Source organism: Seonamhaeicola sp. ML3 (genome assembly GCF_023273855.1).
Classification (GTDB): domain Bacteria; phylum Bacteroidota; class Bacteroidia; order Flavobacteriales; family Flavobacteriaceae; genus Seonamhaeicola.
The window spans coordinates 854,708-878,570 of record NZ_CP096884.1; the positions used below are offsets into that span (position 1 = coordinate 854,708).

Sequence of the window (23,863 nt, forward strand, 5' to 3'; positions counted from 1 at the left end):
AAAAAATGACTATTTATTAGTATATTGTAAGCATTTTACGACTACGACTAACTCTTTACAATATGCGACTTATTTTAACAACGCTTGTTGCTTTATTCCTATGTGCAAATTTGAGTGCACAAAACCAGCCTTGGCAAGGCAAGTTTGAACCTATTGATAATTTGATTGCACCACCAAACACTTACAGAACAGCAAGTGGTGCTCCTGGAAAAGATTATTGGCAACAACGTGCTAATTACAAAATAAAGGCCGAATTAGATGAGGTTAACAACACCGTACACGGAGAAGAAACAATCACTTACTTTAACAACTCACCAGATGAACTTAGCTATGTATGGATTCAACTGGAACAAAATGTAAACAAGAAGGGAAATGAAGATTTTGGCTCCATTAATAACAATATGAGAGACGGCATGAACGCGCGACAACTCCAGTTTTTAACTCGAGCCATAAACTTTCCTGCTGGTTATACTATAAAATATGTTAAAGATGGCAATAGCAACAACTTGAAATCTATGGTAAACAATACCATGATGAAAGTAAAGCTTAACACCAGCCTACAGCCCAATACTTCAACCACCATACAAATAGCATGGTCCTACCATATAACCGACCGCAGCATGTTTCTTTTATCTCGTGAAGGCTATGAGCACTTTCCAGAAGATGATAATACGGTTTACCTTATGGCACATTGGTTCCCAAGGATGGCTGTATATAATGATACTGAAGGTTGGCAAAATCAGCAGTTTCAAAAGCTAGGTGAATTTGCGTTAGAGTTTGGGAATTATGATGTTACTATAACAGTTCCTCAAGACCATATTGTAGCCTCTACGGGAACACTTCAAAATCCAGAATCTGTACTAACCAGAAAACAAAGACAGAGACTAAAAGAAGCGGAAAAGTCTTTTGAAAAACCGGTAATGATTATTACCAGAGAAGAAGCTGAGGCCAATGAAAAAGAAAAAACTACAAAGAAAAAAACCTGGAAATTCAAGGCAGAAAATGTTAGAGACTTCGCTTTTGCTTCATCCAGAAAATTCTTGTGGGACGCTCAAAACGTAAAATTACCAACAAATAATGTTATGGCAATGTCTTTTTACCCCAAAGAGGGTCTACCTGTTTGGAAAGAAGAATCCACAAAAGCTATAATGCATGCACTCGAAGTCTATTCTGAAGCGACTTTCGATTATCCCTACCCCGTATGTATTTCTGTAAACACCTCTAATATAGGTATGGAATTCCCAATGATAAGTTTTAACGGCGGAAGACCAAAGAATGGAAAAATGAGCAAAGGTGCAAAAGCCGGTATGATTGGCACTATTATTCATGAGGTTGGACATAACTGGTTTCCTATGATTGTGAGTTCGGATGAGCGCAAATGGATGTGGATGGACGAGGGCCTAAACACCTTTCTACACCAACGCACCGTTGCAGAGCGCTATCCAGATTTTAACAGTACTACCCCAAAAAGTATTGTGCCGTTTATGAGTGGCGACAAAAACATTTTACGCCCCATTATGACTACTTCAGACAATGAATTGTTAAGTCAATTTAGCGCCAATTTTTACCTGAAGCCAACCGTAGGCCTCCAAATGTTGAGAAACTCCATTGTAGGCAAAGAACTATTCGACGAAGCCTTTAAAGAATATGCAAATCGTTGGAAATACAAACACCCTAATCCCGGAGATTTATTTAGAACTTTAGAAGACGCTACAGCGGTAGATCTGGACTGGTTCTTTAGAGGTTGGTTTTTTACAACAGACCATGTAGATATTGAACTAGCCGATGTAAAATGGTTTAAAATATACGAGGAGAACAAAAATATTGAAGAACAACGAAAATCCTACAAGATGGAAATAGAGGCAGATGGGAAGACAAGTAATGCCAAAGACTTTTCTAATGGTCCTGAAACGATTAAAATGTCCAAAACACCAGATGCAGTTTATGGTGGTTTCCTATCACGTATAGACGAAGAGGAGGTGAAAAAACAACTTTCTGGAAAAAATATTTACGAAATCACTATTAAAAACAAAGGTGGTCTGGTTATGCCGGTAACTATTGAATGGGTTTACAGTGACGGCAGCAAAGAAATTGACCGTCTACCTGCTGATGTTTGGAGAAGAAATGAATATGAAATCAAGAAAACTTTTGTTAAAGAAAAAGAAGTAGTCGAAGTAAACTTAGACCCTAATTTTGAATTTGCAGATACTGACACAGCAAATAATAGTTTTCCAAAAACTAGTTCGAAATCTGAATTTGATTCGTTTAAAAGCAAAAACTAATTTATTTTTTATTGAAATAATCTTGGTATTCTTTCTTTCCCTTATCTGTTAGGTAGGGATAAATTCCTTGTGTCATGGTATTAAAATGTTCATCAATGGCATTCAAAGTGAGTTTTTTATCTTGAGTTTGGGCAGCAGACATCCAAAAGTCTGATATAATATGACCACGCCTGTAAAGGTTCAAGTATTCGTTAGGCAACTCTTCTTCTCTAATTATACCATCATTTTTTAATCCATTTAATAGTGAGGCAAACTGTGTTTCCCTAACTTTAAGAAGCGTAATATAATGCGTTTTAATTTTTTCATTTTGCCTCAAAATAGAAGCAAAATCTAAAAAAAAGAAGCGATGCTCATAAAAACAGAACATCATACTTTTTGATATTGTCATAAAACCTTCCAAAAGATGTTTATGATTATTACTTTTAAGAATCACCTCATCAATGTTTTGAACTAATTTAAAATACAAGGCTTCCAAGATTTCATGTCGTTTTTTAAAATGATAATTTAGGTTGCCCTGGCTAATACCCATTTTAGAAGCAATTGTTCTAAGGGTAACCTCAGAAAGCCCTTCGTTATTAAATAATTCTAATGCTGTTTCTAAAATAACATCTCTGGTTTTCATATAACAAATATACCGTTTTAGTAAACTTGACCTATTTATTAAAAATTAGTACATTTGACCTAATTTAGAAACCATGAAAATAAGAGAAGAGACAATACCAAACACAAACGCTATCAAATCGGCACTATCAAAAATTGATTTTAAGGATACTTTTGCCACAACCAATAAAACAGACGACTTAAAAACAATTTCAAATTTAATATTTGGAACTTTTCCAGGTTGGATTGGGTTTTTAATGAAACTTCGGAATACGCTTGTTAAACCTTTTGGATTAAAAGTAGACATGCCAGAAGATTACAACATCGACTTTAAAGTAGGAGGTTACTCTGGTTTTTTTAAAATTTACAATATTCTTGACAACGAGCTTATTCTGGGCGCAGACGATAAGCACCTTAATTTTAGAGTAAGTATCCTTGATTCGTCCGAGCCAAGTTTTAATATAAAAGTAACCACTCTAGTAGAATACAATAATTTTTTTGGTAAGACATATATGGTCATTGTTGCTCCATTTCATCGTATTGTGGTTAAAAGCATGGTGAAACGAGCCTATAATGTTGATTCTCATTAGAGAATCCTAAAAAAACGAAGCAAAGCCCACATAAATATATGCAGGCTCTGCCCCAAACTAACTATAACAAAAACAAACTATTTACTATTATTCGCCTTGGCCTAAAGAAAATGCTCTCTTTCCGTTAAATTCATAGAGGTTTTCAGTTTTAATAATATCCAAACCTGTATTATGTAATTTTGAAAGCAACGCCAAAACTTGTTCGAATTCTACTGGTTTATATACTGGCTCTTGTGTTTCTATGTCAGCATCTACAGCTACAAAGCGACACCTCCAATGATCTGTACAATAGGTCTCCTTTAATCCCTTGGGATACACTTTAACACCTCTATTGGTAATCATTTTCAACTTTAATTTAAATGCATTTATACCTGAAAGTATGCCCCCTATTTCCTCTGGATTTGAACCTTTCCAATCGATAAACACATCAACTCCAAGCAACTGCTTCTTCGCCTCTTTTCTTTTGTATTCAGGAATAAAAATCTCACCTGTACCACTAGTAAGCTTACTAACGCCTAATTTTCTGGGCGTCTCACCTAAGCGTTCAATAATGGCATCAGCAAACTCGCTAGTTGACACTTTTTTTATGCTGAATTTATTATTATAAATATCGGCTGTGTGGTAGCCTTCTTCTAATGTAGTTAACCAAGCATTTTTAATTTTATCGGCTACATCGGACTGACCTATGTATGCCAACATATTAATTGCAGCATTTATAAGCCCAGATGGGTTAGCGATATTTTTACCCGCAATATCGGGAGCAGATCCGTGTATGGCTTCGAACATAGCTATGTTCTTTCCAATATTTGCAGAACCAGCCATACCAACAGAGCCTCCAATTTCTGCCGCAATATCAGATATGATATCTCCGTAAAGATTTGATGTAACAATAACATCGTAGCGTTCTGGATGTGCGGCTAGATGCGCTGCACCAATGTCAATAATTTGAGACTCATTAATAATATCTGGATATTCTGAAGCTATTTCAATAAACACCTTGTGGAAAAGTCCATCGGTTAGCTTCATGATATTATCTTTAATCATACAGGTCACTTTCTTTCTACCAAAAGCTCTTGCATATTCAAAAGCATAACGTATAATACGCTCACAACCGGGTCTAGTTATTAGCTTTAAACACTGTACCACATCATCGGTTTGTTGGTGTTCTATACCGGCATATAAATCCTCTTCATTTTCCCTTACTATTACTACGTCCATGTTTGGAAAGTTGGTATGCACGTATGGATGTAAAGCTGCCACTGGACGCACATTGGCAAAAAGCCCTAAAGATTTGCGCAAAGTTACATTTAAACTCTTGTACCCTTTTCCTTGAGGTGTAGTAACGGGTGCTTTCAAGATTATTTTGGTATCACCTATGGTTTCCCAAGCCTCTGTGGTAATACCGGATGTGTTTCCAGACAAGTAAACCTTTTCCCCTAGTTCAATATAATTAGGTTCTATGTTAGCTCCTGCCTCCCTAAGAATTTTAAGTGTAGCATCCATAATCTCCGGACCTATACCATCACCTTGAGCAATTGCTATCTTTACTTTATTAAGTGTATTTCCTTTTTTAAAACTACCGTTTAATGCTTTTACTTCCATGATCGATTTTTTTTCTGAAGTAAAATTAAAACAATAAAATCATATATTTTTATTTATATTTTTTATAAAAAACATTAATTTTTTTTATGAAAATATTAAAGTTCAAGTGATTTAAAACACCTCTTCAGCTTCAATAATTATAACAAGGAATTAACATTCTTAGAATACATCTTAATTATATTGGCCACTAAAAAATAAAACCAATGAATTCAAGTAAATTATTTAAAGCCCTAATGATAGTAATATTCTCAATAAACTTCTGTACCGGTCAAGAAACTGAAAAACAAGCATTAGCAAAACTTTCATTCATGATGGGGAATTGGTCGGGAACGTCTACAGAGTACTCCGTTAAAAACACCACTAGAGTTAAAGTACAGGAAAGTGTTAATTATATACTTGGAGGAAATGCTATAGCAATAGATGTGACATCTTCCAGCTTAGATTTACATACCATTATAACTTACAGTGTTAAAGACAGTTGCTTCTATTATCAACCGTTTAATAAAACTGGTGCCGGCAAATACAAGGGTAAATTTGTTGACGGTAAATTTTTAGTAACCTTCAACCCAAAGAACAAACTAACTTTTGAAAAAACAAAAAAAGGAGAATTTCATGAATATGGAGAAACGCTAATAAAGGGAAAATGGATTAAATACTTTGAAGATATACTAATGCCAGCCCCATCAAACAACTACACGCCTGTTAAAAAAAATAAGATAACCAGAGAACATATCGACCCCATAACAGCTTTAACCAACGTAGTGGCAATAGACCATGAAAACCATAAAACAATTTATATTGCAGGCCAAGTAGGAACTGGAAAGACCAAGGAAATGCAACTAGAAACCGCTTATAAAGCTATTGAAAAACGCTTGGCACAAGCTGGCGCAACATTCGCCGATTTAGTTGAAATGAAAATATACATAGTAGATTATGACCCCGACAAAGATCTAGACATGTTTTTCAAAGTAAGAAAAAAACTCTACGGAAATATTAAGATGCCTCCAAACGTATTTATCGGAATCTCTTCTTTATACAGCAAAGAAAAATTAATTGAACTATCTGGAACTGCCATTGTTATTAAATAAGTGAATCACAAATAATTACTTAGAATAAAATGAAACATCAATCAATACAATCAGAAATTACCAAAAACATAGCTTTAATTATCTGCTTCTTACTTTCAATTCCTGTTCTGGGACAAGATACCAATGGAAAAATAATGAAAAAAGAAAGAATAGATGCTAATCCAAATTGGGACTACTCTCAAGCTGTAAAGATTACAGACTTTTCCGAATTATTATTCATAAGTGGGCAAATCCCTGAAAACGAACAAAATGAAGTACCAAAGACTATTAAAGAACAATGTAAATATGCATGGGCTAATGTAGAGAAACAGCTAAAAAATGCTAATATGACAGCCGAAAACTTAGTTAAGGTGAATTTTTTTGTGTCGGACAGAAAGTATCTACCTGTAGTTTATCGACTTAGACAAAATAAGCTTCAAGACATTAAACCTGCTCTAACAATTGTAATTACTGGAATATATAGAGAGGAATGGCTTTTAGAAATTGAAGCCATAGCCGCAAGGTAAAATATTAAAAATTAAAACCAAATGCCCCGGTTACCCCAAACTTCCTAGATCCGGGATTATCCAAATAGTTACCCCTGAAGTTAAAATCTATTCTAAACACTTTAAAAATATTACCAATACCCAAACTGTATTCGTAATAGGGTTCTTTGTTTGGAGCAATAAGCTCTAAATTGGCAGGATTGCTAGGCACATTACTTAAGGCTATATTTTCTTGAGATAAGTCTCCCCAAACTCCTCGAATGCTAACGATTTCACGTAAATTTAATTTTCTTAAAAATGGTATTCTAGAAAACAACCTCCCGTTAAAGTTATGTTGCAGGTGAAATGAAGCATACGTATCTGAAACAAATTCATAGAAATCCAACTGAGAGAAGGTGTTGTAAATTGAAAAGAATGTTTGGTTACCAGGTATAACACTCAACAAACCAAGAGGTACTTCTCCAAAAGTTTTTCCAGTTTCAATAGAGGTTGTTAACCTTCCAAAACCACCCAACTGCCACGGTTGCACATAAGAAAACTGCAACTTAGTATAATCAAAATCGCTTTTGAACATATTTCTACCCCCTCTACTAATTTGGGCAAAAACACGGGCATAATCATCGTTAGCATCCAGACGCTCTACACCAAATCCTGTGGTTTTTCGGCCAGGAAAATAAAATACAGATGCCGAAGTTTCAAATTGTTTAATCTCAGACTCAACTCCTGTAGGCGTATTGTAATCCAAACTAAAGGTTGGAGAGGCCGATTCTAGTGTTCGATAATTAGCACCTAATCTAAGTATAAGATTTCTAAAGGGTTCTGCTTCTATAGCAAAACTTGTAAGGTTTATTGTAGTTAATTTGTCGTTAGACCCATTGCCTACCACAGCAGAAGAAGCTAAACTCCTTCCTAAAACATCAGTGCTTGTGGTTAAGCTAGCCCCAATTTGTTCTACATCTCTTCTGTTTCCGCCAGAGACTATTAGTCTACTTTTCTTGTCTAAGAGTACTTTTCCTGAAATACCATACTTAAATTTATCATCTCTAAAACCATAGGCTAAAAAGCCCTCTAATCGCCATAAATCGTTTCTTCCAAAATAAGTTCTTCCCCCGGTTCGTAATCGCAACCCTTCTACATCGTTAAAGCCAAAAGTGGAAAAAATAGGTCCATAATCCAATGGTAATGTATTGAACTCTATGTATCCAGATGATAAAATACTTCCTAAGTTATAGAGTCGCTTAAACTTTTTAACAGTGGTTAAGGTATCAAGCATTTTGTAAACACCTTTTTCATCTTTATTAAGTGCCTCGAGTCTGTTCTGCTCCCAAAAGGCATCATCTCTATCGTAAACATCTTGGTCGTAATTGTACACTTCGGCGTCATAGAATTTCTTATCCTTTTCCAAATCGAAAGTATAATTATCGTAAAGTGTAGTGCGCTTACCATAAACACCTCTTGATTGCTCCTTTTTACTGAATGCGAAATCGGACATCATATAATCCCGTTTCACTAAAAAGAGTGAATCGTTGAGCACATCAAACTCCTGTTCGATATAAATTTCTTTAACCCAATTTATGTTAGCACTCTTTGAGGCCTGTAGATTAATTTCCTTAACAGCGTAGGTGGTGTCGGCAACCCAAAAATCTCCTTTAAAGGTGAGTTCATTTTTTCTTCGGGGATAGTAAATAATATTGAAACACCATTTATTGTCAATAAAAGCACTATCGGTTAAAACGTAGTTGTAAGTGTTAATTCCGGTTCTTGATAAAGGACTTACAAAACTCTTGTCAAAGAACTTTAAATAATTGTCGTACACATTGAAATCGGAATACAAATCATCAACAAAATCAATGATTACTTGATTATCACTAAAGCCAGAATTCTTATTACCCTTCAAAACTTCCTTCTGTTTATTAATGCTGTTATCGCCATAAACTCTTGATGCTGCCTCGTTTATAAACATAGGCAAATAGGTTTTACCTGTTACCCTGGAGGTATCCACTTCATTAAATACAAACTCCATACCTTTGAACAACCGACTTTTTATAAGAGCACTATCTATGGTATTAATGTCGAATTCAACTTTTTCGTATTTATCGTATTCATACTGTTTAAAGCGCTTTAACCCGTTTTCTCTTTTGTTTTCCCATATCTTTCTAAGAATGTCTATGGCAGGGTTGTTTTTTTTAGATTGCTTACCGGTAGTTAGAACCACAGCATCTAGTTGGGCAGCCTCCTCTTTTAAAATGAATTCTAAATTGTAGTTAACTTTTTTATTTAGAGGGAATATTAAAGTTTCATATCCTATAAATGAGATTACAAGTGCGTCCCAATTTTCTTCAGACTCTAAATAAAACCTCCCATCTTCGTTTGTTATAGTTCCCTGAGTAGACCCTTGAAAAATGACATTAGCAAAAGCAATTGGTTCATTGTCTTCATCAAAGACCAATCCGCTAACTTTAGTCTGAGATAGAGCTAAGCCAACAACTGCTAAGAAAAGAACAAAAAATAGTTTTATTTTCATTTAAAACTCTGATTCTAATAATAAAGACCTAACATTAATCCGTAGGTTGCATAAAGTCCTGAAAAAGTCTTTCTAATTACCTTTTGGATACAAAAAAACTCCATCAACAATGTGTTAATGAAGTTTCTATAACGTAAAAAAATATTTTTTATTGATACAAAACTTTCTTCACCGCTTTTATCACATCCTCGCTATTTGGTAACCATTCTTTCAATAGAACTGGAGAATATGGTGCAGGTGTATCAGCTGTGTTTAGTTTAATTACTGGAGCATCTAAGTAATCGAATGCTTCAGATTGCACTAAGTATGTAATTTCCGTAGCCACATTACCAAATGGCCAAGCTTCTTCCAGCACGACTAATCTATTTGTTTTTTTAACAGACTCTACAATAGCTTTTCTGTCCATTGGACGAACAGTACGCAAATCGATAATTTCACATGAAATATCTTCTTTGGCTAATTCATCGGCTGCTTTATAAGCCTCTTTAATAATCTTTCCGAAAGACACGATAGTTACATCATCTCCTTTTCTTTTAATATCTGCAACACCAATTGGGATTAAATATTCACCTTCTGGAACTTCGCCTTTATCACCGTACATTTGCTCACTTTCCATGAAAATAACGGGATCATCATCACGGATAGCAGATTTCAATAATCCTTTGGCATCAGCAGGATTTGATGGCACAACAACTTTTAATCCTGGCGTATTTGCAAACCAGTTTTCAAAAGCTTGTGAGTGTGTTGCCCCTAATTGACCGGCAGATGCTGTTGGCCCACGGAATACAATAGGACATTTAAATTGCCCACCAGACATTTGCCTGATTTTAGCTGCGTTGTTTATAATTTGATCAATTCCAACTAAAGAGAAATTAAAAGTCATGTACTCTACTATAGGCCTATTTCCTGTCATGGTCGAACCCACGGCAATACCTGCAAAACCTAGCTCAGCGATTGGCGTATCTATAACACGTTTTGGACCAAACTCGTCTAACATACCTTTAGAAGCCTTGTAAGCCCCATTGTATTCTGCTACTTCTTCACCCATTAAATACACGCTCTCATCCCTGCGCATTTCTTCGCTCATGGCCTCACATACAGCCTCTCTAAATTGAATTGTCTTCATTTATATTGTTTTGTTCGAGATGCAAAAATAGTAATTATTGCCAATAAACAGAACATAAAACCAACAGTAAAAGCACCTCTAGATGAACAATTGATAATTTTGTAGAATTATTACATCTTTTATGAATAATTGATATTTAAATAATCTGGAATTTATTTTATTTATTCTCATATTGAGTAAGAAATACATTATAAATTCTCAAAAAAATCTCAATTAAATCCTATTTTCTTAAGTTTTAAGAAAATTTTATTATGCGCGCATAGTATTTTTTAGAAATAAAATAATTACCTTCGTAACCACAAAAAAATTGTCCTTTTTAAACGCAAAATTCTATGAATGTTTTAGTGTGTATAAGTCATGTTCCAGACACGACTTCAAAAATAAATTTCACCGATAACGATTCAAAATTCGACACAAACGGTGTACAGTTCATAATCAATCCAAACGATGAATTTGGATTAACTCGTGCCATGTGGCTCAAAGAAAAACAAGGTGCAAAAGTCACTGTTGCCAGTGTTGGTGGTCCTGAAACTGAACCTACACTAAGAAAAGCACTTGCCATTGGAGCCGATGAAGCTATTCGTGTAAATACAGAAGCTAAAGATGGATTTACAGTTGCCAAACAACTTGCTGAAGTTGTTAAAAATGGAGGATTTGATCTTGTTATCGCTGGGAGAGAATCCATAGACTATAACGGTGGTATGGTACCAGGGATGATAGCTGGTTTGTTAGATGCCAATTTTGTAAACAACTGCATCGCTCTTGAAGTTGAAGGCAATACGGCCAAGGCTACCAGAGAAATCGATGGTGGAAAAGAAACTGTATCAACAGTTTTACCGTTGGTTATTGGTGGACAAAAAGGACTAGTAGAAGAAAGCGATTTGCGAATCCCCAACATGAGAGGCATTATGATGGCTCGAAAAAAACCGTTATCAGTTGTAGAACCTGTGGACAGCAACAACAAAACCACATCTATAAAGTTTGAAAAACCAGCGCCCAAAGGCGATGTGAAATTGGTAAGCGAAGATAATCTAGACGAATTAATTAGTTTACTCCACAACGAAGCTAAAGTAATCTAGCACATGCTAATCATTCCGAACTGTTATACTGAGCGTAGTCGAAGTGATGTTTCGGAGTCAATAAAAAATCATTAAATGAGATCCTGAAACCAGTTCAGGATGACAAAAATTAAAGTTTTATGTCAGTTTTAGTATATACAGAATCAGATCAAGGAACATTTAAAAAAGGAGCTTTAGAAGTAGCTTCTTATGCCAAAGCAGTTGCAAATCAGTTAGGGACTACAGTTACAGCTGTCTCCATTAATGCTGAAGACACCTCAGAATTGGGAAATTACGGCGTAGACAAAGTATTGAGCGTTTCCAACTCTGATCTAGAGGCATTTAATGCAAAAACTTATGCAAACATTATAGAACAAGCCGCTGAAAAAGAAAGTGCACAAGTTATTGTTTTAAGTTCTAGTGCAGACAGTAAATATCTAGCACCTCTTTTAGCCGTTGGCTTAAATGCTGGTTATGCCTCAAATGTGATTGAAGCCCCTAGCAGCACATCTCCTTTTTCTGTTAAAAGAAATGCTTTTACAAACAAGGCTTTTGAAATAGCTCAAATAAATACAGACGTTAAGGTTATAGGTGTATCTAGCAATGCTTTTGGGTTGATTGAATCTTCAGGAAGCGCTACTGCTGAAGACTTTTCACCAGCAATCCCTGAATCAAAAATTACAGTTGAATCTGTAGATAAGGCCACAGACAAAGTAACCATAGCCGATGCCGATATTGTTGTATCTGGAGGACGCGGATTAAAAGGTCCAGAAAACTGGGGGCTAATAGAAGAACTAGCTGACGTTTTGGGTGCCGCAACCGCATGTTCTAAACCTGTTTCAGACTTAGGCTGGAGACCACATTCTGAACACGTAGGGCAAACAGGAAAACCTGTAGCGTCTAATCTTTATATTGCCATAGGTATATCTGGAGCTATACAGCATTTAGCTGGGGTTAACGCGTCTAAAACTAAAGTCGTAATAAATACAGACCCAGAAGCACCTTTCTTCAAAGCCGCAGAATATGGAGTGGTTGGAGACGCTTTTAAAGTCGTACCAGAACTCATCGAAAAATTAAAAGTTTTTAAGGCTCAGCAATAATTTTTTTTATACCTTGTATATTTAATTATTCCTGGTGAATTGACCCAATTTACCTAAATATTAAATGTGCAGTTGGTAAATTCCAAATTAAAGTAGTTCTTTGTGCTTTTATAAATTATGAGCTTAGTACGGTTAAATATAAAGGGCATCTCTTATAGCCAAACACAAAATGGTGCCTATGCCCTAATATTAAATGAAGTTGACGGAGACCGCAAACTCCCTATAGTAATTGGTGCTTTTGAAGCACAATCCATAGCAATTGCACTTGAAAAAGAAATCCGTCCACCAAGACCTCTTACTCACGATTTATTCAAGAATTTTGCTGATAGATTTGATGTCATTGTAAAACAAGTTATTATACACAAACTAGTAGATGGTGTCTTTTTTTCAAGTTTAATTTGCGAACGTGATAAAATCGAGGAAATTATTGATGCAAGAACCAGTGATGCTATTGCCCTTGCTCTAAGATTTGAAGCACCTATTTTCACATATAAGAATATTCTGGACAAGGCTGGCATTTATTTAAAGGTAAACCCTTCTAGCGATGATGAAAACGAAACTAAAGAAGACAGCATATTAATGGACGATGTTATGGCAGGTGAGCTAGAGCCAGCGATTAGAGACAATTACGGCGATAAATCTATAGATGAATTAGAAAAATTACTTGACGAGGCTGTCGCCAATGAAGACTATGAAAAGGCAGCACATATAAGAGACGAAATCTCCAAACGAAAATAATGTGCTTACTATGAAACAACTTTTTCTGTCATTTCTTGTCTTTTTTTTGGTTTTTTCAACTTCAACATTAGCACAGGGAACAGAAAAAGAAACTTTGCAGGAAGCTACTGTTTCAGTTAACGAACAGACAACAGTTAGCACAACTCCTGATACTACCAATACTACACTTGTTAACCATAAAACTAATTGTTCTATAATTCCAAGTGAAGGCTTTTCTTTAAAAAGTCTTTGGCGCGGTGTTTTAGGAATGATATCACTGGTATTTATAGCCTTTCTCTTTAGTAGCAATAGAAAAGCAATCAATTGGAGAATTGTAGGCATAGGTTTAGGGTTTCAATTACTTATAGCTATTGGTGTTTTAAAAGTTGAATTTGTAAAGGCCATCTTTGAATTTATTGGAGGCCTTTTTGTTCAAGTCTTAGAATTTACAAGAGCTGGAAGTAAATTCCTTTTTGAAGGTTTAGTAGTTGATATGGACACTTTTGGATTCATTTTTGCCTTTCAAGTTTTACCAACTATTATTTTCTTTTCGGCATTAACCTCTGTTCTATATTATTTAGGAATTATTCAAATTGTTGTAAAAGGATTTGGATGGCTACTATCTAAACTTTTAAAAATATCAGGAGCCGAAAGTTTAAGTGTTGCAGGCAATATCTTTTTGGGTCAAACTGAAGCTCCACTTTTAATAAAGGCTTATTTAGAAAAGATGAATAAGTCTGAAATGCTCTTGGTTATGATTGGAGGTATGGCAACCGTAGCAGGAGCTGTTTTAGCAGCCTACATAGGGTTCTTAGGTGGTGACGACCCAGAGCTAAGATTATTTTACGCAAAACATTTATTGGCAGCATCTGTAATGGCGGCACCAGGCGCCATTGTGATTTCAAAAATATTATATCCTCAGACTGAAAGTGTAAATACCGAAGTAAAAGTTTCACAAGATAAAATCGGTTCTAATTTTTTGGACGCTATTGCTAATGGGACAACCGAAGGATTAAAATTAGCTGTAAACGTTGGAGCAATGTTACTGGTTTTTGTTGCCTTCATCGCAATGTTTAACTTTATATTCTTGAAGGTTGGTCATTACTCTGGAATCAATGATTGGATAGTTGCTAATACAAGATATGACAGCTTATCATTAGAGTTTCTTTTGGGTTATGCCTTTGCTCCGCTAATGTGGCTTATTGGTGTTGCCAAAGAAGACATGGCACTTATGGGGCAGCTGCTTGGGATTAAATTAGCCGCCAGTGAATTTATAGGTTATATTCAATTGGCGGACTTAAAAAATGTTGCAAGTGCAACCCATCTTAAATTTGAAAAGTCGGTTATTATGGCAACCTACATGCTTTGTGGATTTGCCAATTTTGCCTCAATAGGAATTCAAATTGGAGGTATAGGTTCTTTAGCTCCAGGACAACGTAAAGTCTTATCTCACTTTGGAATGAAAGCCTTAATTGGTGGAACTATCGCTTCTTTGGTATCGGCTACTATTGCAGGCATGATTATAGGCTAAAATTCGCGCTATTAGAGAAACTTTCCTATATTTCATAGCATCTTAAACCGTTAATAACTTTTTGATATTATCCGCTTTAAGATGAAATATTTAAACACTCTTTTTCTTTAAATTCGTTGCTGCTATCATCATACTGATTGCTGCTTATTTTTAACTTATTATGAGATTCCTGTTCTCACAGGAATAATGCCTATGAAACAGTATCACGACTTAGTAAGACATGTATTAGAAAATGGAAATGAAAAGGGCGACCGTACAGGTACCGGAACAAAAAGTGTTTTCGGTTACCAAATGCGATTCGATTTAAATGAGGGTTTCCCAATGGTCACAACCAAGAAGTTGCACCTAAAATCTATCATTTATGAATTATTATGGTTTTTAAAAGGTGATACTAACATTAAGTACTTAACAGATAACGGTGTTAGAATCTGGAATGAGTGGGCTGATGAAAACGGTGATTTAGGACCGGTTTATGGACATCAATGGCGTAACTGGAACAGTGATGAAATAGACCAAATAAAAGAGGTTATTGAGACACTCAAAAAAAACCCGAATAGCCGTAGAATGTTAGTGTCTGCCTGGAACCCATCTGTTTTACCTGATACTTCGATTTCGTTTGGGGAAAATGTTGCCAACGGAAAAGCAGCGTTACCTCCCTGTCATGCCTTTTTCCAGTTTTACGTAGCAGATGGAAAGCTCTCTTGCCAATTATACCAACGTAGTGCAGATATCTTTTTGGGTGTTCCATTTAACATTGCATCCTATGCGTTATTTACCTTAATGATGGCTCAAGTTTGCGGTTACGAAGCTGGTGAATTTATACATACTTTTGGCGATGCCCACATTTACAGTAACCATTATGAGCAACTAGAACTACAATTATCAAGAGAACCTAGGCCATTACCGAAAATGGTTTTAAACCCTGAGATTAAAGATATTTTCGATTTTAAATTTGAGGATTTCACCTTATTAAATTACGATCCACACCCGCACATAAAAGGTGTTGTGGCCGTTTAGTACTTTGTGAAAATATTATTTATTTCACAAAAAATGCTTGTTTTTTTAATGTCTCAATAAATAAATTAGGCAAAAGTCTACATTTTCCATATCTTGTTAGGTGTTTTCTATTAACCAAAAACTAAGCATATTGTGAAAAAAAAATTACTTCTAGCAGGCTCACTTGTTTTCTGCGCTGTTATTGCATTAATAACAATACTTTATTCATCAGATGAAAGCAATAAAGTTGTTAAAATTGAGCGAAAGACTATCAATCCCACTCAAAAAGGAAAGAAAAAAACACTTGAAGAACGTGCCTTGTATAACGAGGCTCGTGACTTATATGAGTTTTATAGACAGGTTAACCCCAATACAGGAATTGTATCTAAGACTGATAAGAGCAGAGAATTTAAACAAGCACGAAGTACTAAATTAAGGACTTACAATAGCTTAAGTGCAAAAGTACCTCAAGCAACCTATATTAGTCGCGGACCAAGTAACTTTGGTGGTAGAACTCGGGCTCTTGTTGTTGATAGAAGTGATAATACTGGTAATACAATTATTGCCGGTGGTGTTAGCGGCGGTGTTTTCCGTACTACTGATGGTGGAGCAACATGGACCAAGGTTTCCTCAAATGATGAAATACACAACGTTACTTCTATTGTTCAAGACCCAAGAGCAGGCCAAGAAAACACTTGGTACTATGGCACAGGTGAAGGCTTAGGAAACTCAACTTCAAAAAGTGGTGCTTTTTACTTAGGTCAAGGTATTTGGAAATCTACAGACGGTGGTATTACATGGTCCCAATTACCGTCCACAAGTAGTACTCAAACGAGTTTTGATAGTTTCTTTGATATCGTATACAGGTTAGCCGTTCATCCAACAACCGGTGACCTATATGCAGCTTTGCTGGGAAGAATTCGCCGCTTTAACGGTTCAAGTTGGATTACAGAAATTGACAATGGTTCTTCTGGAGCTTCCACAAATCAGGCAACAGATATTGTTATCACCACAGGAGGACGTGTCTATGTTTCTTTTTCAGGTGTAGACGACGCTTCAGTTGAAGGTGTATGGACATCCGCAACAGGAATTGAGGCGACAGGTGCTTGGTCTAGAATAAACGCAGCTGATTTCACCCCTGCTGGCAGAGTTGTAATGGCTATAGCGCCATCTAATGAAGATATACTGTATGTATTATTCGATAATGGTACTACTTCAGATTGTAGTGGAACCGAAGCTGTTGAAGCTGGACTTTGGCAATGGAACCAGTCCACAACGACATTTACTGACTACACAAGTAAATTGCCAGATGAGTCTGGCTGCTCGGACGGTAATGATCCTTTTGCTATTCAGGGGGGCTATGACCTTGTTGTTAGTGTTAAACCAGATGATGAAGATTTTGTGATTATTGGTGGTACTAATGCATACAAGATAGCAGACATCACAACCGATGCTACATTCACACGTATTGGCGGTTACGCATCTTCTGCTGGTTATTCTTTATACCTAAATCACCATCCCGATATTCACTCCTTGGTTTTTAGTCCCTTTAATGATAATATTCTTTTTACGGGAACAGATGGTGGTGTTCACAGAACAAATAATATTACAGATGCCACCGTTGCATGGACCAGTTTAAATAACGGATACCAAACATTTCAGTTTTACCACATAAATATCAATCCTGATATCAGTTCCAATTTTGTTATTGGAGGCTCTCAAGACAACGGAACTACTGTAGGAGGAACACCATTAAATGGAACTTTAACGGCTCATAGCGCTGCAACTGGTGGTGATGGTGGCGCCGCTGCACTTTTTAATGATGCAGGTTGCTCACTTGGTTTTTTCTCAAGTGTTCAAAATGGTCAGTTATATCGCTATTGTGATGGCTACACTGAAATAACACCTCGCATTACAGCACCAGAAATAGGCCCTCCTGCTGTTGAAGAGGTATTATACCCCAGTCAGTTTGTAACGTATTACCATTCAGACCCAGACAATAATAATGCTCTTTATTATGCATCAAACGATAAGCTATTGAGAACGACCGATGCACTTAATGTCACACAAGATACATGGACCGATTTAGGAAGTACCTCAACGTTTACTCACACAGATAATTTTCAAATATTCTCCACGACCAGAGGCACATACAGTGCGGCTACAAGTTATTTGTTAATGGGTGGAGATACTGGTCACATATACAGACTAGACGACCCACAAAATGCTGCAAGCATTGCTTCTGCGATTGATATTACTCCCCCTACTGCTTCAACCACTTTTCCATCTATTGTAACAGGACTGGCCATTCATCCAACTAATAGAGATATTGTTTTAGCAACATATTCTAACTATGGGATTAATAGTATATACTTGACTACAAATGCCACTTCGGCTACACCAACTTGGACTTTAGTAGAACGTAACCTATCGCTACACTCCATAAGGTCTGCAGCTATAACTGAAGTTTCTGGTGAGGTATTATATTTTGTTGGTACTGCACGAGGCTTGTACAGCTCCACAGACCCAACAACTACAGATTGGGTTAGAGAAGGTTCATCTACAATTGGATTCGCAGTGGTGAGCTCGTTGGCTTACAGACCAGCTGATAGTAAATTACTCGTCGGCACACATGGAAACGGTATGTTTGAGGCCACCATAACTGATGTTCTTAGTATTGAAGATGTAAACAATATCAGTAACGAAATTTCTCTTTATCCGAACCCTGTGACAACAAGATTAAATCTTAAAACATCGTTTTACTCAAAAACATTTGATTACAATATCATCAATGTCTCTGGTCAAATAATATCTAGAGGTGTAGCAACACCGGATGATGGCATAGATGTTTCGGCACTCAGTAAAGGGGTTTACTTTCTAAATTTAAAATTTGAAGACAAAACAGGAACTAAAAAGTTTATTAAAAATTAATTGCCATGTGATTACATAAAAAAAGTGCTTCCTAAAGGAAGCACTTTTTTTATGTAAATTTTTATATACTACTAAACAGTTATTACACTGTTTTCAGCTCCTGCAAAATCATTCCATGCATAAGAATCTGCTGCAGAATCGTTAACATATTCTCCATCTACTAGGTACTTGAACTCATAAGAACTATCCTTATCTAAATCTATAGTCCCTTTAAAAGTACCATTTTTTAATTTTTTTAGAGGAGCCTTTTTTGCGTTCCATTCGTTAAAACTCCCTACTACAGAAACCTTTTTTGCTTCTTCAGCTTCTATAGAAAAAGTAACTTTACATACTGGTTTAGTCTTTAAGTATTGTTTTTTAATTGCCATGATTTTAAATTTTTGCGTGTTGTTTTATGGTACAAATTTATAAAAGATATCGCTATGCGTATACAATATCCTTAACTAACCTATCAGAATTATTAATTTGGTAATATAGAATAACAATATTTTAAAGTATGAGAAAATTTTATGTAAAAAAATATGGTATCATCAACAAAAAAACATAGCCTTTGAAGCTGATTTTCAGGCATTTTAAAACTAAAACGTTTTCGAAAACAAGCACCTGAACAACAAAATATAAAAAACGGCAATTATAAAATATTAACTTTACATTTCTTATTTTGCAAGCATGTTCGGAAAGAAGAAAAACACGCCCCAAATAGATAAAGACCAATTAGAATTAATTGAAAATGCACTAAGGCGAATTAGGCAAAAAAAACGCCTTTACATTCACTTTGTTTTATTTTTATTGGGTGCCGTTTTTTTAATCATAGCCAACACGGTTTTAGGTATAGGTGAAAGTTTCATGCCTTTTGCTATGAATTGGTTTGTATTGGCTATTCTAGCTTGGTTATTCCTGTTGCTATATCACGCTTTTAATGTTTTTGTAACACATAAATTTATGGGTAAGGCTTGGGAACAGAAACAATTGAACAAACTTGTAACTGCTCAAAAAGAACGTATAGAAAAAATAAAGAACGAACTAAAAAAAGAAGCGCCCCACATTGCCGAAAGTGAAATTTATAACGAAGAGATTGCAATCAAAAGTAAATCTTCGGTAATAACCATTATAGTTGCTGCTGCAGAAAATAATACTATTGGGAAAGATAACAAGTTAATCTGGCACCTCAGCAATGATTTAAAACGATTTAAAGCGCTAACAAACGGTCATCATATCATTATGGGACGTAAGACTTTTGAAAGCTTCCCTAAACCTTTACCCAACAGAACACATATTGTCATTACAAGACAAACCGATTATAAAGCTCCTGAAGGTGTCATTATTGTAAATAGTTTAGAGGCTGCCATTACTGAAGCAAAAAGCGATGAACAACCTTTTATAATAGGAGGAGGCGAGATTTACAAGCAAGCGATGACCATAGCTGATAAAATTGAACTTACCAGAGTTCACGAAACCTTTGAAGGTGATGCCTTTTTCCCTGAAATAGACACGAATGTATGGAAAGAAACAGCAAACGAATTTCATAAGAAAGATAACAATCACGATTATGAGTTTTCATTTATTACTTATATAAGAAAACAACTAGTTTAATCGGGATTCCAGAATTTCCATAGTTTTTTTAAAGTGTGATATAAATAGTTTGGTCTCATCAAAAGTATAGCGAGCAAAACCTATCCTAATCCCATTATGCCCTATATTGGCCATATCGTAGCGTTTAAGTTCGGCAAACAATAGCTTATGCGTTTTAGCTTCCTCTTCTACTTCATCCCAAGAATATTTTTTATCTAAAGTTACCCAAACCGCCATACCGCCTTTGGGTATTTCAAAGGCAACATATCTATCCAGTTCATCTTTCAGGAGTTTACAGAAATAATCTCTGCGCTCTTTGTAAATCTTCATCACCTTTCTTACGTGTCTATCTAAAGCACCTTCCTTTATAAATTTAGCAAATGTAATCTGTAAAAAGGCATCCCCTTGTCGATCTACAAAACGTCTCAATTTGGCAGCTTCATCTACAAAATCTTTAGAGGCTACCAAATAACCCACCCTAAAAACAGGAGCAACAGTTTTACAAAAAGATCCCACATAAATTACATTACCAGAAACGTCGTGGCTGGCCAATGGTAAAATAGGAGTATGGTTATAGTTAAAATCGTAGTCATAGTCGTCTTCAACAATGGCAAACTTATAGGCTTTTGCTAGGTTTAATAATTGTAATCGCTTCTGGGCAGACATGGTAATAGTGGTGGGGTGATGATGATGAGATGTTGTGTAAACTGCTTTAACAGGATTGATTTTACACAACTTTTCTATCGCGTTAATATCCAGACCATCATCTTCTACGCTCACTCTTAAAATAGTAGCGTTAGAAAATTCGAAAGTAGTATCAGAAGAACTGTAATTTGTTTCGCCAACAATAATACACCCACCATTTCCAAACAATATTTGAGCCGACAAAAACATCCCCATTTGGCTTCCTCTTGTAATCATAATATTTTCAACAGATACATTAAGTCCTCTGGTTTCATTTAAATAGTTGACTAATGTTTCCCTAAGCTCTAAATTGCCGTAAGTCGTGCCATAAGATGCATGCTTAAAATTGCTTTTTTTACCTAAAACCCGTCTGTAAATCATTCCTATTTCAGAGAAAGGCGTGAGGCGCTCATCATTTATTCCATCGTTTACGTATAAATATGATTCGTCATGATCTTGAGGAAAGCTCCTATCTAAAGATTCATCTCTTATGAATGAAAAACCAGCTAATGTTGTATCTAAATTTTCGTGTGGCTCGTTCAATTTTTGTTGCTGTAGTTCTGGCAAATCAGCATGAATAAATGTGCCACTTTGAGGTATGCTTTCAGCCCAGCCCTGCAAAACCAGTTCTTCATAACATGCTACAACTGTTTTTCGGTGCACTCCCAACAAATTAGCTAGCGTTCTACTTCCCGGTAATTTTGCTTTGGGCATTAATGTCCGACTTTTTATAAGCTGAATAAATTGGTTTGTCAATTGAATAAATAAAGGGGTTTTACTGTCCCTGCTTAAATGGATCGTCGTTTTATAAGGAATCATGACTGGACTATTTTAAAAATGAATTCTGGATTATCTCAATACACCATAAAGCTACTAATTTTGTTATAAACAATCGGAAACAACAGTTATAATGAACACCTACAATACATCAAAAACGAATAAAGTAATAAGAGGTTCTAACCGTGCTACTTATGACAAAGACACGATTGACAGCATTATCGAAGCAGGGTTTATTGGTTATGTTAGCTACCTCTTTGAGGATACTCCTATTACAATTCCGATGGCCTATGGCAAAATTGAAGATAAAATCTACTTACACGGTTCCTTAAAAAACAGAATGCTTTTATCAATTTTAGAAAACGAACAAATGAGTATGACCATTATGCATTTAGACGGTCTGGTATTAACACGTTCCGGATTTCATCACTCCGTTAACTACCGGTCTGTCACTGTTTTTGGGAAGGCTACTAAAGTTGAAAAACCTAAACTTAAAACAGCTGCCTTAAAATGCGTTATTGACCAAATGATTCCTAAAAGGTGGGACACGCTGCGCCCCATGACAGATAAAGAATTAAAGTCAACATTGGTTATTGAGGTTAGGATTAATAACGCTTCTGCTAAAGTACGAGCAGAAGGAGCCATTGATGAAAAATCTGATTTAGAACTCCCTATTTGGGCTGGAGTTATTCCCATAAAACAAATAGCAGAAGTTCCAATCTCTGATAACTCAGTACTAGAAAACATAAAGGTTCCTAAACATGTTTTGGATTATTATTACCAAAATAGAAACTAATTAGTATTTTGCATGATAAGTAATTTTACCAACATGCAAAATCAACAATATGGTTATTAGGAGGCTTGGTTTAGGTTTTTTACTGTTAGGGGTTTTCTTTTCCTGTAAGACACCTCAACAAAATCCAAACCCTATAAAATTAGATACAACTTACGAAGACCAGTGGATTGACAAAGATGAAAATGAAAATTACACTGCTCGCCATGAATGTTCTTTTGTTCAGGCTGGAAACAGATTTTACATGTTTGGAGGGCGTGAATCTGCTGAAAAATTAGAGATTTACGACTTTACACATAATACTTGGAAAGTCGCACAAAATAAGGCTCCAAAACAATTTAATCATTTCCAAGCGACGTTCTACAAAGGGTTTATTTGGGTTATAGGAGCTTTTAAAACCAATAAATTCCCAAGAGAAATTCCAGAAGATAATGTTTGGTTATATTTCCCGCCAACCGACACATGGATTAAAGGTCCTGAAATTCCTAAAGAAAGAAGACGAGGTGGTGCGGGTTTAGTTGTATACGAGGACAAATTCTATGTTGTGGGAGGAAATACAAGAGGGCACGACGGGGGTTATGTGAATTGGTTCGATGAATACGACCCAGAAAAAAACATATGGACTATTTTAGATGATGCCTCACAGGCACGAGATCACTTTAGTGCTGCTGTTATAGACCATAAATTATATGCCGCAGCAGGAAGACAATCTGGAGGTTTTGGCGGCGTTTTCGCTCCATTGGTTAAAATTGTTGACGTCTTTGATTTTAAAACGAAAACATGGTCTACATTAAAAAAAGATATCCCAACACCTCGTGCGGCTCCGGGAGTTGCCGTTCTTAACAAAGAACTATTTGTTATGGGTGGTGAAGGCGAGAAAAAAGGACCTGCCTATAAAGTTGTTGAGGCTTACAATACTAAGACAGATAATTGGGAAGACAAAGCCGATATGCATTATCCAAGACATGGCACTCAAGCTATTTTGTCTGGTAAAGGAATCTATATCACCGGAGGTTCACCAAAACGCGGAGGCGGCAGACAACTTAACATGGAGGTATATAATGAAGATAGACCTCATGGACAACAAATAAAGGCATCTTACCTTGCTGGCCCAGAAAAATTCAAAATAGATAAGGGAACTTCAGCAAAAATTGAAATTAAAAATAAAGCTGGAAATACTGCTAGCTTTATCAACTCTATTGAATTAACCGGTAAAAACGCTAGTGCCTTCAAAATTGAATCCATTTATGATTTAACCCTTGTTGACGTTAACATCAGCTTCAGTATTGCATTAAAACATAGTTCTCAAAAACAGGGAGAAACGGCTAATTTAGAAATCACGTATAACGGGAATTCTAAAAAAATCATTACCCTAGTAAGTCACTAAAAAAACATGTACTTTTGCCT

At 35.8% G+C, this 23,863-nt stretch carries 19 protein-coding genes; 13 read left to right on the plus strand and 6 right to left on the minus strand.

Features of this window, described 5'->3' with window-relative positions; translation table 11 throughout:
* Nucleotides 1–62 precede the first annotated feature (62 nt).
* Entirely contained in the window at nucleotides 63–2,282 is a 2,220-nt protein-coding gene (locus tag M0214_RS03960; protein WP_248724174.1) for a M1 family metallopeptidase, read from the plus strand.
* A gap of 1 nt (nucleotide 2,283) precedes the next feature.
* On the opposite strand, the gene M0214_RS03965 is transcribed toward M0214_RS03960, so the two are convergent.
* Nucleotides 2,284–2,904 carry a TetR/AcrR family transcriptional regulator gene (locus tag M0214_RS03965; protein ID WP_248724175.1) on the minus strand — a complete coding sequence of 207 codons (621 nt, stop codon included), beginning with the start codon at nucleotides 2,902–2,904 and terminating at the stop codon, nucleotides 2,284–2,286.
* A 73-nt stretch (nucleotides 2,905–2,977) separates the two neighbouring features.
* Here M0214_RS03965 and M0214_RS03970 point away from each other — a divergent pair, with 73 nt between their 5' ends.
* Nucleotides 2,978–3,472, plus strand: coding sequence for a DUF2867 domain-containing protein (locus M0214_RS03970; RefSeq protein WP_248724176.1), 495 nt, complete (start codon nucleotides 2,978–2,980; stop codon nucleotides 3,470–3,472).
* A gap of 87 nt (nucleotides 3,473–3,559) precedes the next feature.
* Here the strand turns inward: M0214_RS03970 and M0214_RS03975 are convergent, their stop codons facing one another.
* A complete protein-coding gene (locus M0214_RS03975; RefSeq protein ID WP_248724177.1) occupies nucleotides 3,560–5,074 on the minus strand; it encodes an NADP-dependent isocitrate dehydrogenase in 1,515 nt (504 codons plus the stop codon).
* A gap of 203 nt (nucleotides 5,075–5,277) precedes the next feature.
* On the opposite strand from M0214_RS03975, the gene M0214_RS03980 reads away from it, so the two are divergent.
* Together M0214_RS03980 and M0214_RS03985 are read left to right on the plus strand one after the other, a co-directional pair.
* Complete coding sequence (locus M0214_RS03980) at nucleotides 5,278–6,162, plus strand: RidA family protein (protein WP_248724178.1); 885 nt, start codon at nucleotides 5,278–5,280, stop codon at nucleotides 6,160–6,162.
* A 29-nt stretch (nucleotides 6,163–6,191) separates the two neighbouring features.
* Nucleotides 6,192–6,668 (plus strand): RidA family protein, encoded by a 477-nt coding sequence (locus M0214_RS03985; protein ID WP_248724179.1) that lies wholly within the window; start codon nucleotides 6,192–6,194, stop codon nucleotides 6,666–6,668.
* Nucleotides 6,669–6,672: 4 nt separating this feature from the next.
* Here M0214_RS03985 and M0214_RS03990 read toward each other — a convergent pair whose 3' ends face one another.
* Nucleotides 6,673–9,171, minus strand: a complete 2,499-nt coding sequence (locus M0214_RS03990) for a DUF5686 family protein (RefSeq protein WP_248724180.1) — start codon at nucleotides 9,169–9,171, stop codon at nucleotides 6,673–6,675.
* A 148-nt stretch (nucleotides 9,172–9,319) separates the two neighbouring features.
* The gene (locus tag M0214_RS03995; protein WP_248724181.1) at nucleotides 9,320–10,297 is read right to left on the minus strand and encodes a pyruvate dehydrogenase complex E1 component subunit beta; all 978 of its coding nucleotides are present in this window, start codon (nucleotides 10,295–10,297) and stop codon (nucleotides 9,320–9,322) included.
* Nucleotides 10,298–10,629: 332 nt separating this feature from the next.
* Between M0214_RS03995 and M0214_RS04000 the strand changes: the two genes are divergently transcribed.
* The 6 genes from M0214_RS04000 to M0214_RS04025 all read left to right on the plus strand — a co-directional run bounded on the left by M0214_RS04000 (nucleotide 10,630) and on the right by M0214_RS04025 (nucleotide 18,630).
* A complete protein-coding gene (locus tag M0214_RS04000) occupies nucleotides 10,630–11,376 on the plus strand; it encodes an electron transfer flavoprotein subunit beta/FixA family protein (RefSeq protein WP_248724182.1) in 747 nt (248 codons plus the stop codon).
* Between the two features lie 119 nt (nucleotides 11,377–11,495).
* On the plus strand, nucleotides 11,496–12,455 hold the full coding sequence (locus M0214_RS04005) for an electron transfer flavoprotein subunit alpha/FixB family protein (protein ID WP_248724183.1): 960 nt from the start codon (nucleotides 11,496–11,498) through the stop codon (nucleotides 12,453–12,455).
* Between the two features lie 117 nt (nucleotides 12,456–12,572).
* The gene (locus tag M0214_RS04010) at nucleotides 12,573–13,193 is read left to right on the plus strand and encodes a bifunctional nuclease family protein (protein WP_248724184.1); all 621 of its coding nucleotides are present in this window, start codon (nucleotides 12,573–12,575) and stop codon (nucleotides 13,191–13,193) included.
* 10 nt (nucleotides 13,194–13,203) lie between these two features.
* The gene (locus tag M0214_RS04015; protein ID WP_248724185.1) at nucleotides 13,204–14,703 is read left to right on the plus strand and encodes a NupC/NupG family nucleoside CNT transporter; all 1,500 of its coding nucleotides are present in this window, start codon (nucleotides 13,204–13,206) and stop codon (nucleotides 14,701–14,703) included.
* 192 nt (nucleotides 14,704–14,895) lie between these two features.
* Complete coding sequence (locus tag M0214_RS04020; protein ID WP_248724186.1) at nucleotides 14,896–15,720, plus strand: thymidylate synthase; 825 nt, start codon at nucleotides 14,896–14,898, stop codon at nucleotides 15,718–15,720.
* 132 nt (nucleotides 15,721–15,852) lie between these two features.
* The gene (locus M0214_RS04025; protein WP_248724187.1) at nucleotides 15,853–18,630 is read left to right on the plus strand and encodes a T9SS type A sorting domain-containing protein; all 2,778 of its coding nucleotides are present in this window, start codon (nucleotides 15,853–15,855) and stop codon (nucleotides 18,628–18,630) included.
* Between the two features lie 71 nt (nucleotides 18,631–18,701).
* On the opposite strand, the gene M0214_RS04030 is transcribed toward M0214_RS04025, so the two are convergent.
* Complete coding sequence (locus M0214_RS04030; RefSeq protein ID WP_248724188.1) at nucleotides 18,702–18,998, minus strand: isoamylase early set domain-containing protein; 297 nt, start codon at nucleotides 18,996–18,998, stop codon at nucleotides 18,702–18,704.
* A gap of 301 nt (nucleotides 18,999–19,299) precedes the next feature.
* Between M0214_RS04030 and M0214_RS04035 the strand changes: the two genes are divergently transcribed.
* Complete coding sequence (locus tag M0214_RS04035; RefSeq protein WP_248724189.1) at nucleotides 19,300–20,223, plus strand: dihydrofolate reductase; 924 nt, start codon at nucleotides 19,300–19,302, stop codon at nucleotides 20,221–20,223.
* On the opposite strand, the gene M0214_RS04040 is transcribed toward M0214_RS04035, so the two are convergent.
* Complete coding sequence (locus M0214_RS04040; RefSeq protein ID WP_256467948.1) at nucleotides 20,215–21,705, minus strand: PLP-dependent aminotransferase family protein; 1,491 nt, start codon at nucleotides 21,703–21,705, stop codon at nucleotides 20,215–20,217. The genes M0214_RS04035 and M0214_RS04040 overlap by 9 nt on opposite strands.
* A gap of 91 nt (nucleotides 21,706–21,796) precedes the next feature.
* Here M0214_RS04040 and M0214_RS04045 point away from each other — a divergent pair, with 91 nt between their 5' ends.
* Together M0214_RS04045 and M0214_RS04050 are read left to right on the plus strand one after the other, a co-directional pair.
* Nucleotides 21,797–22,459, plus strand: a complete 663-nt coding sequence (locus M0214_RS04045) for a pyridoxamine 5'-phosphate oxidase family protein (RefSeq protein WP_248724191.1) — start codon at nucleotides 21,797–21,799, stop codon at nucleotides 22,457–22,459.
* Nucleotides 22,460–22,508: 49 nt separating this feature from the next.
* Nucleotides 22,509–23,843 (plus strand): kelch repeat-containing protein, encoded by a 1,335-nt coding sequence (locus tag M0214_RS04050; RefSeq protein WP_248724192.1) that lies wholly within the window; start codon nucleotides 22,509–22,511, stop codon nucleotides 23,841–23,843.
* Nucleotides 23,844–23,863: the final 20 nt, after the last annotated feature.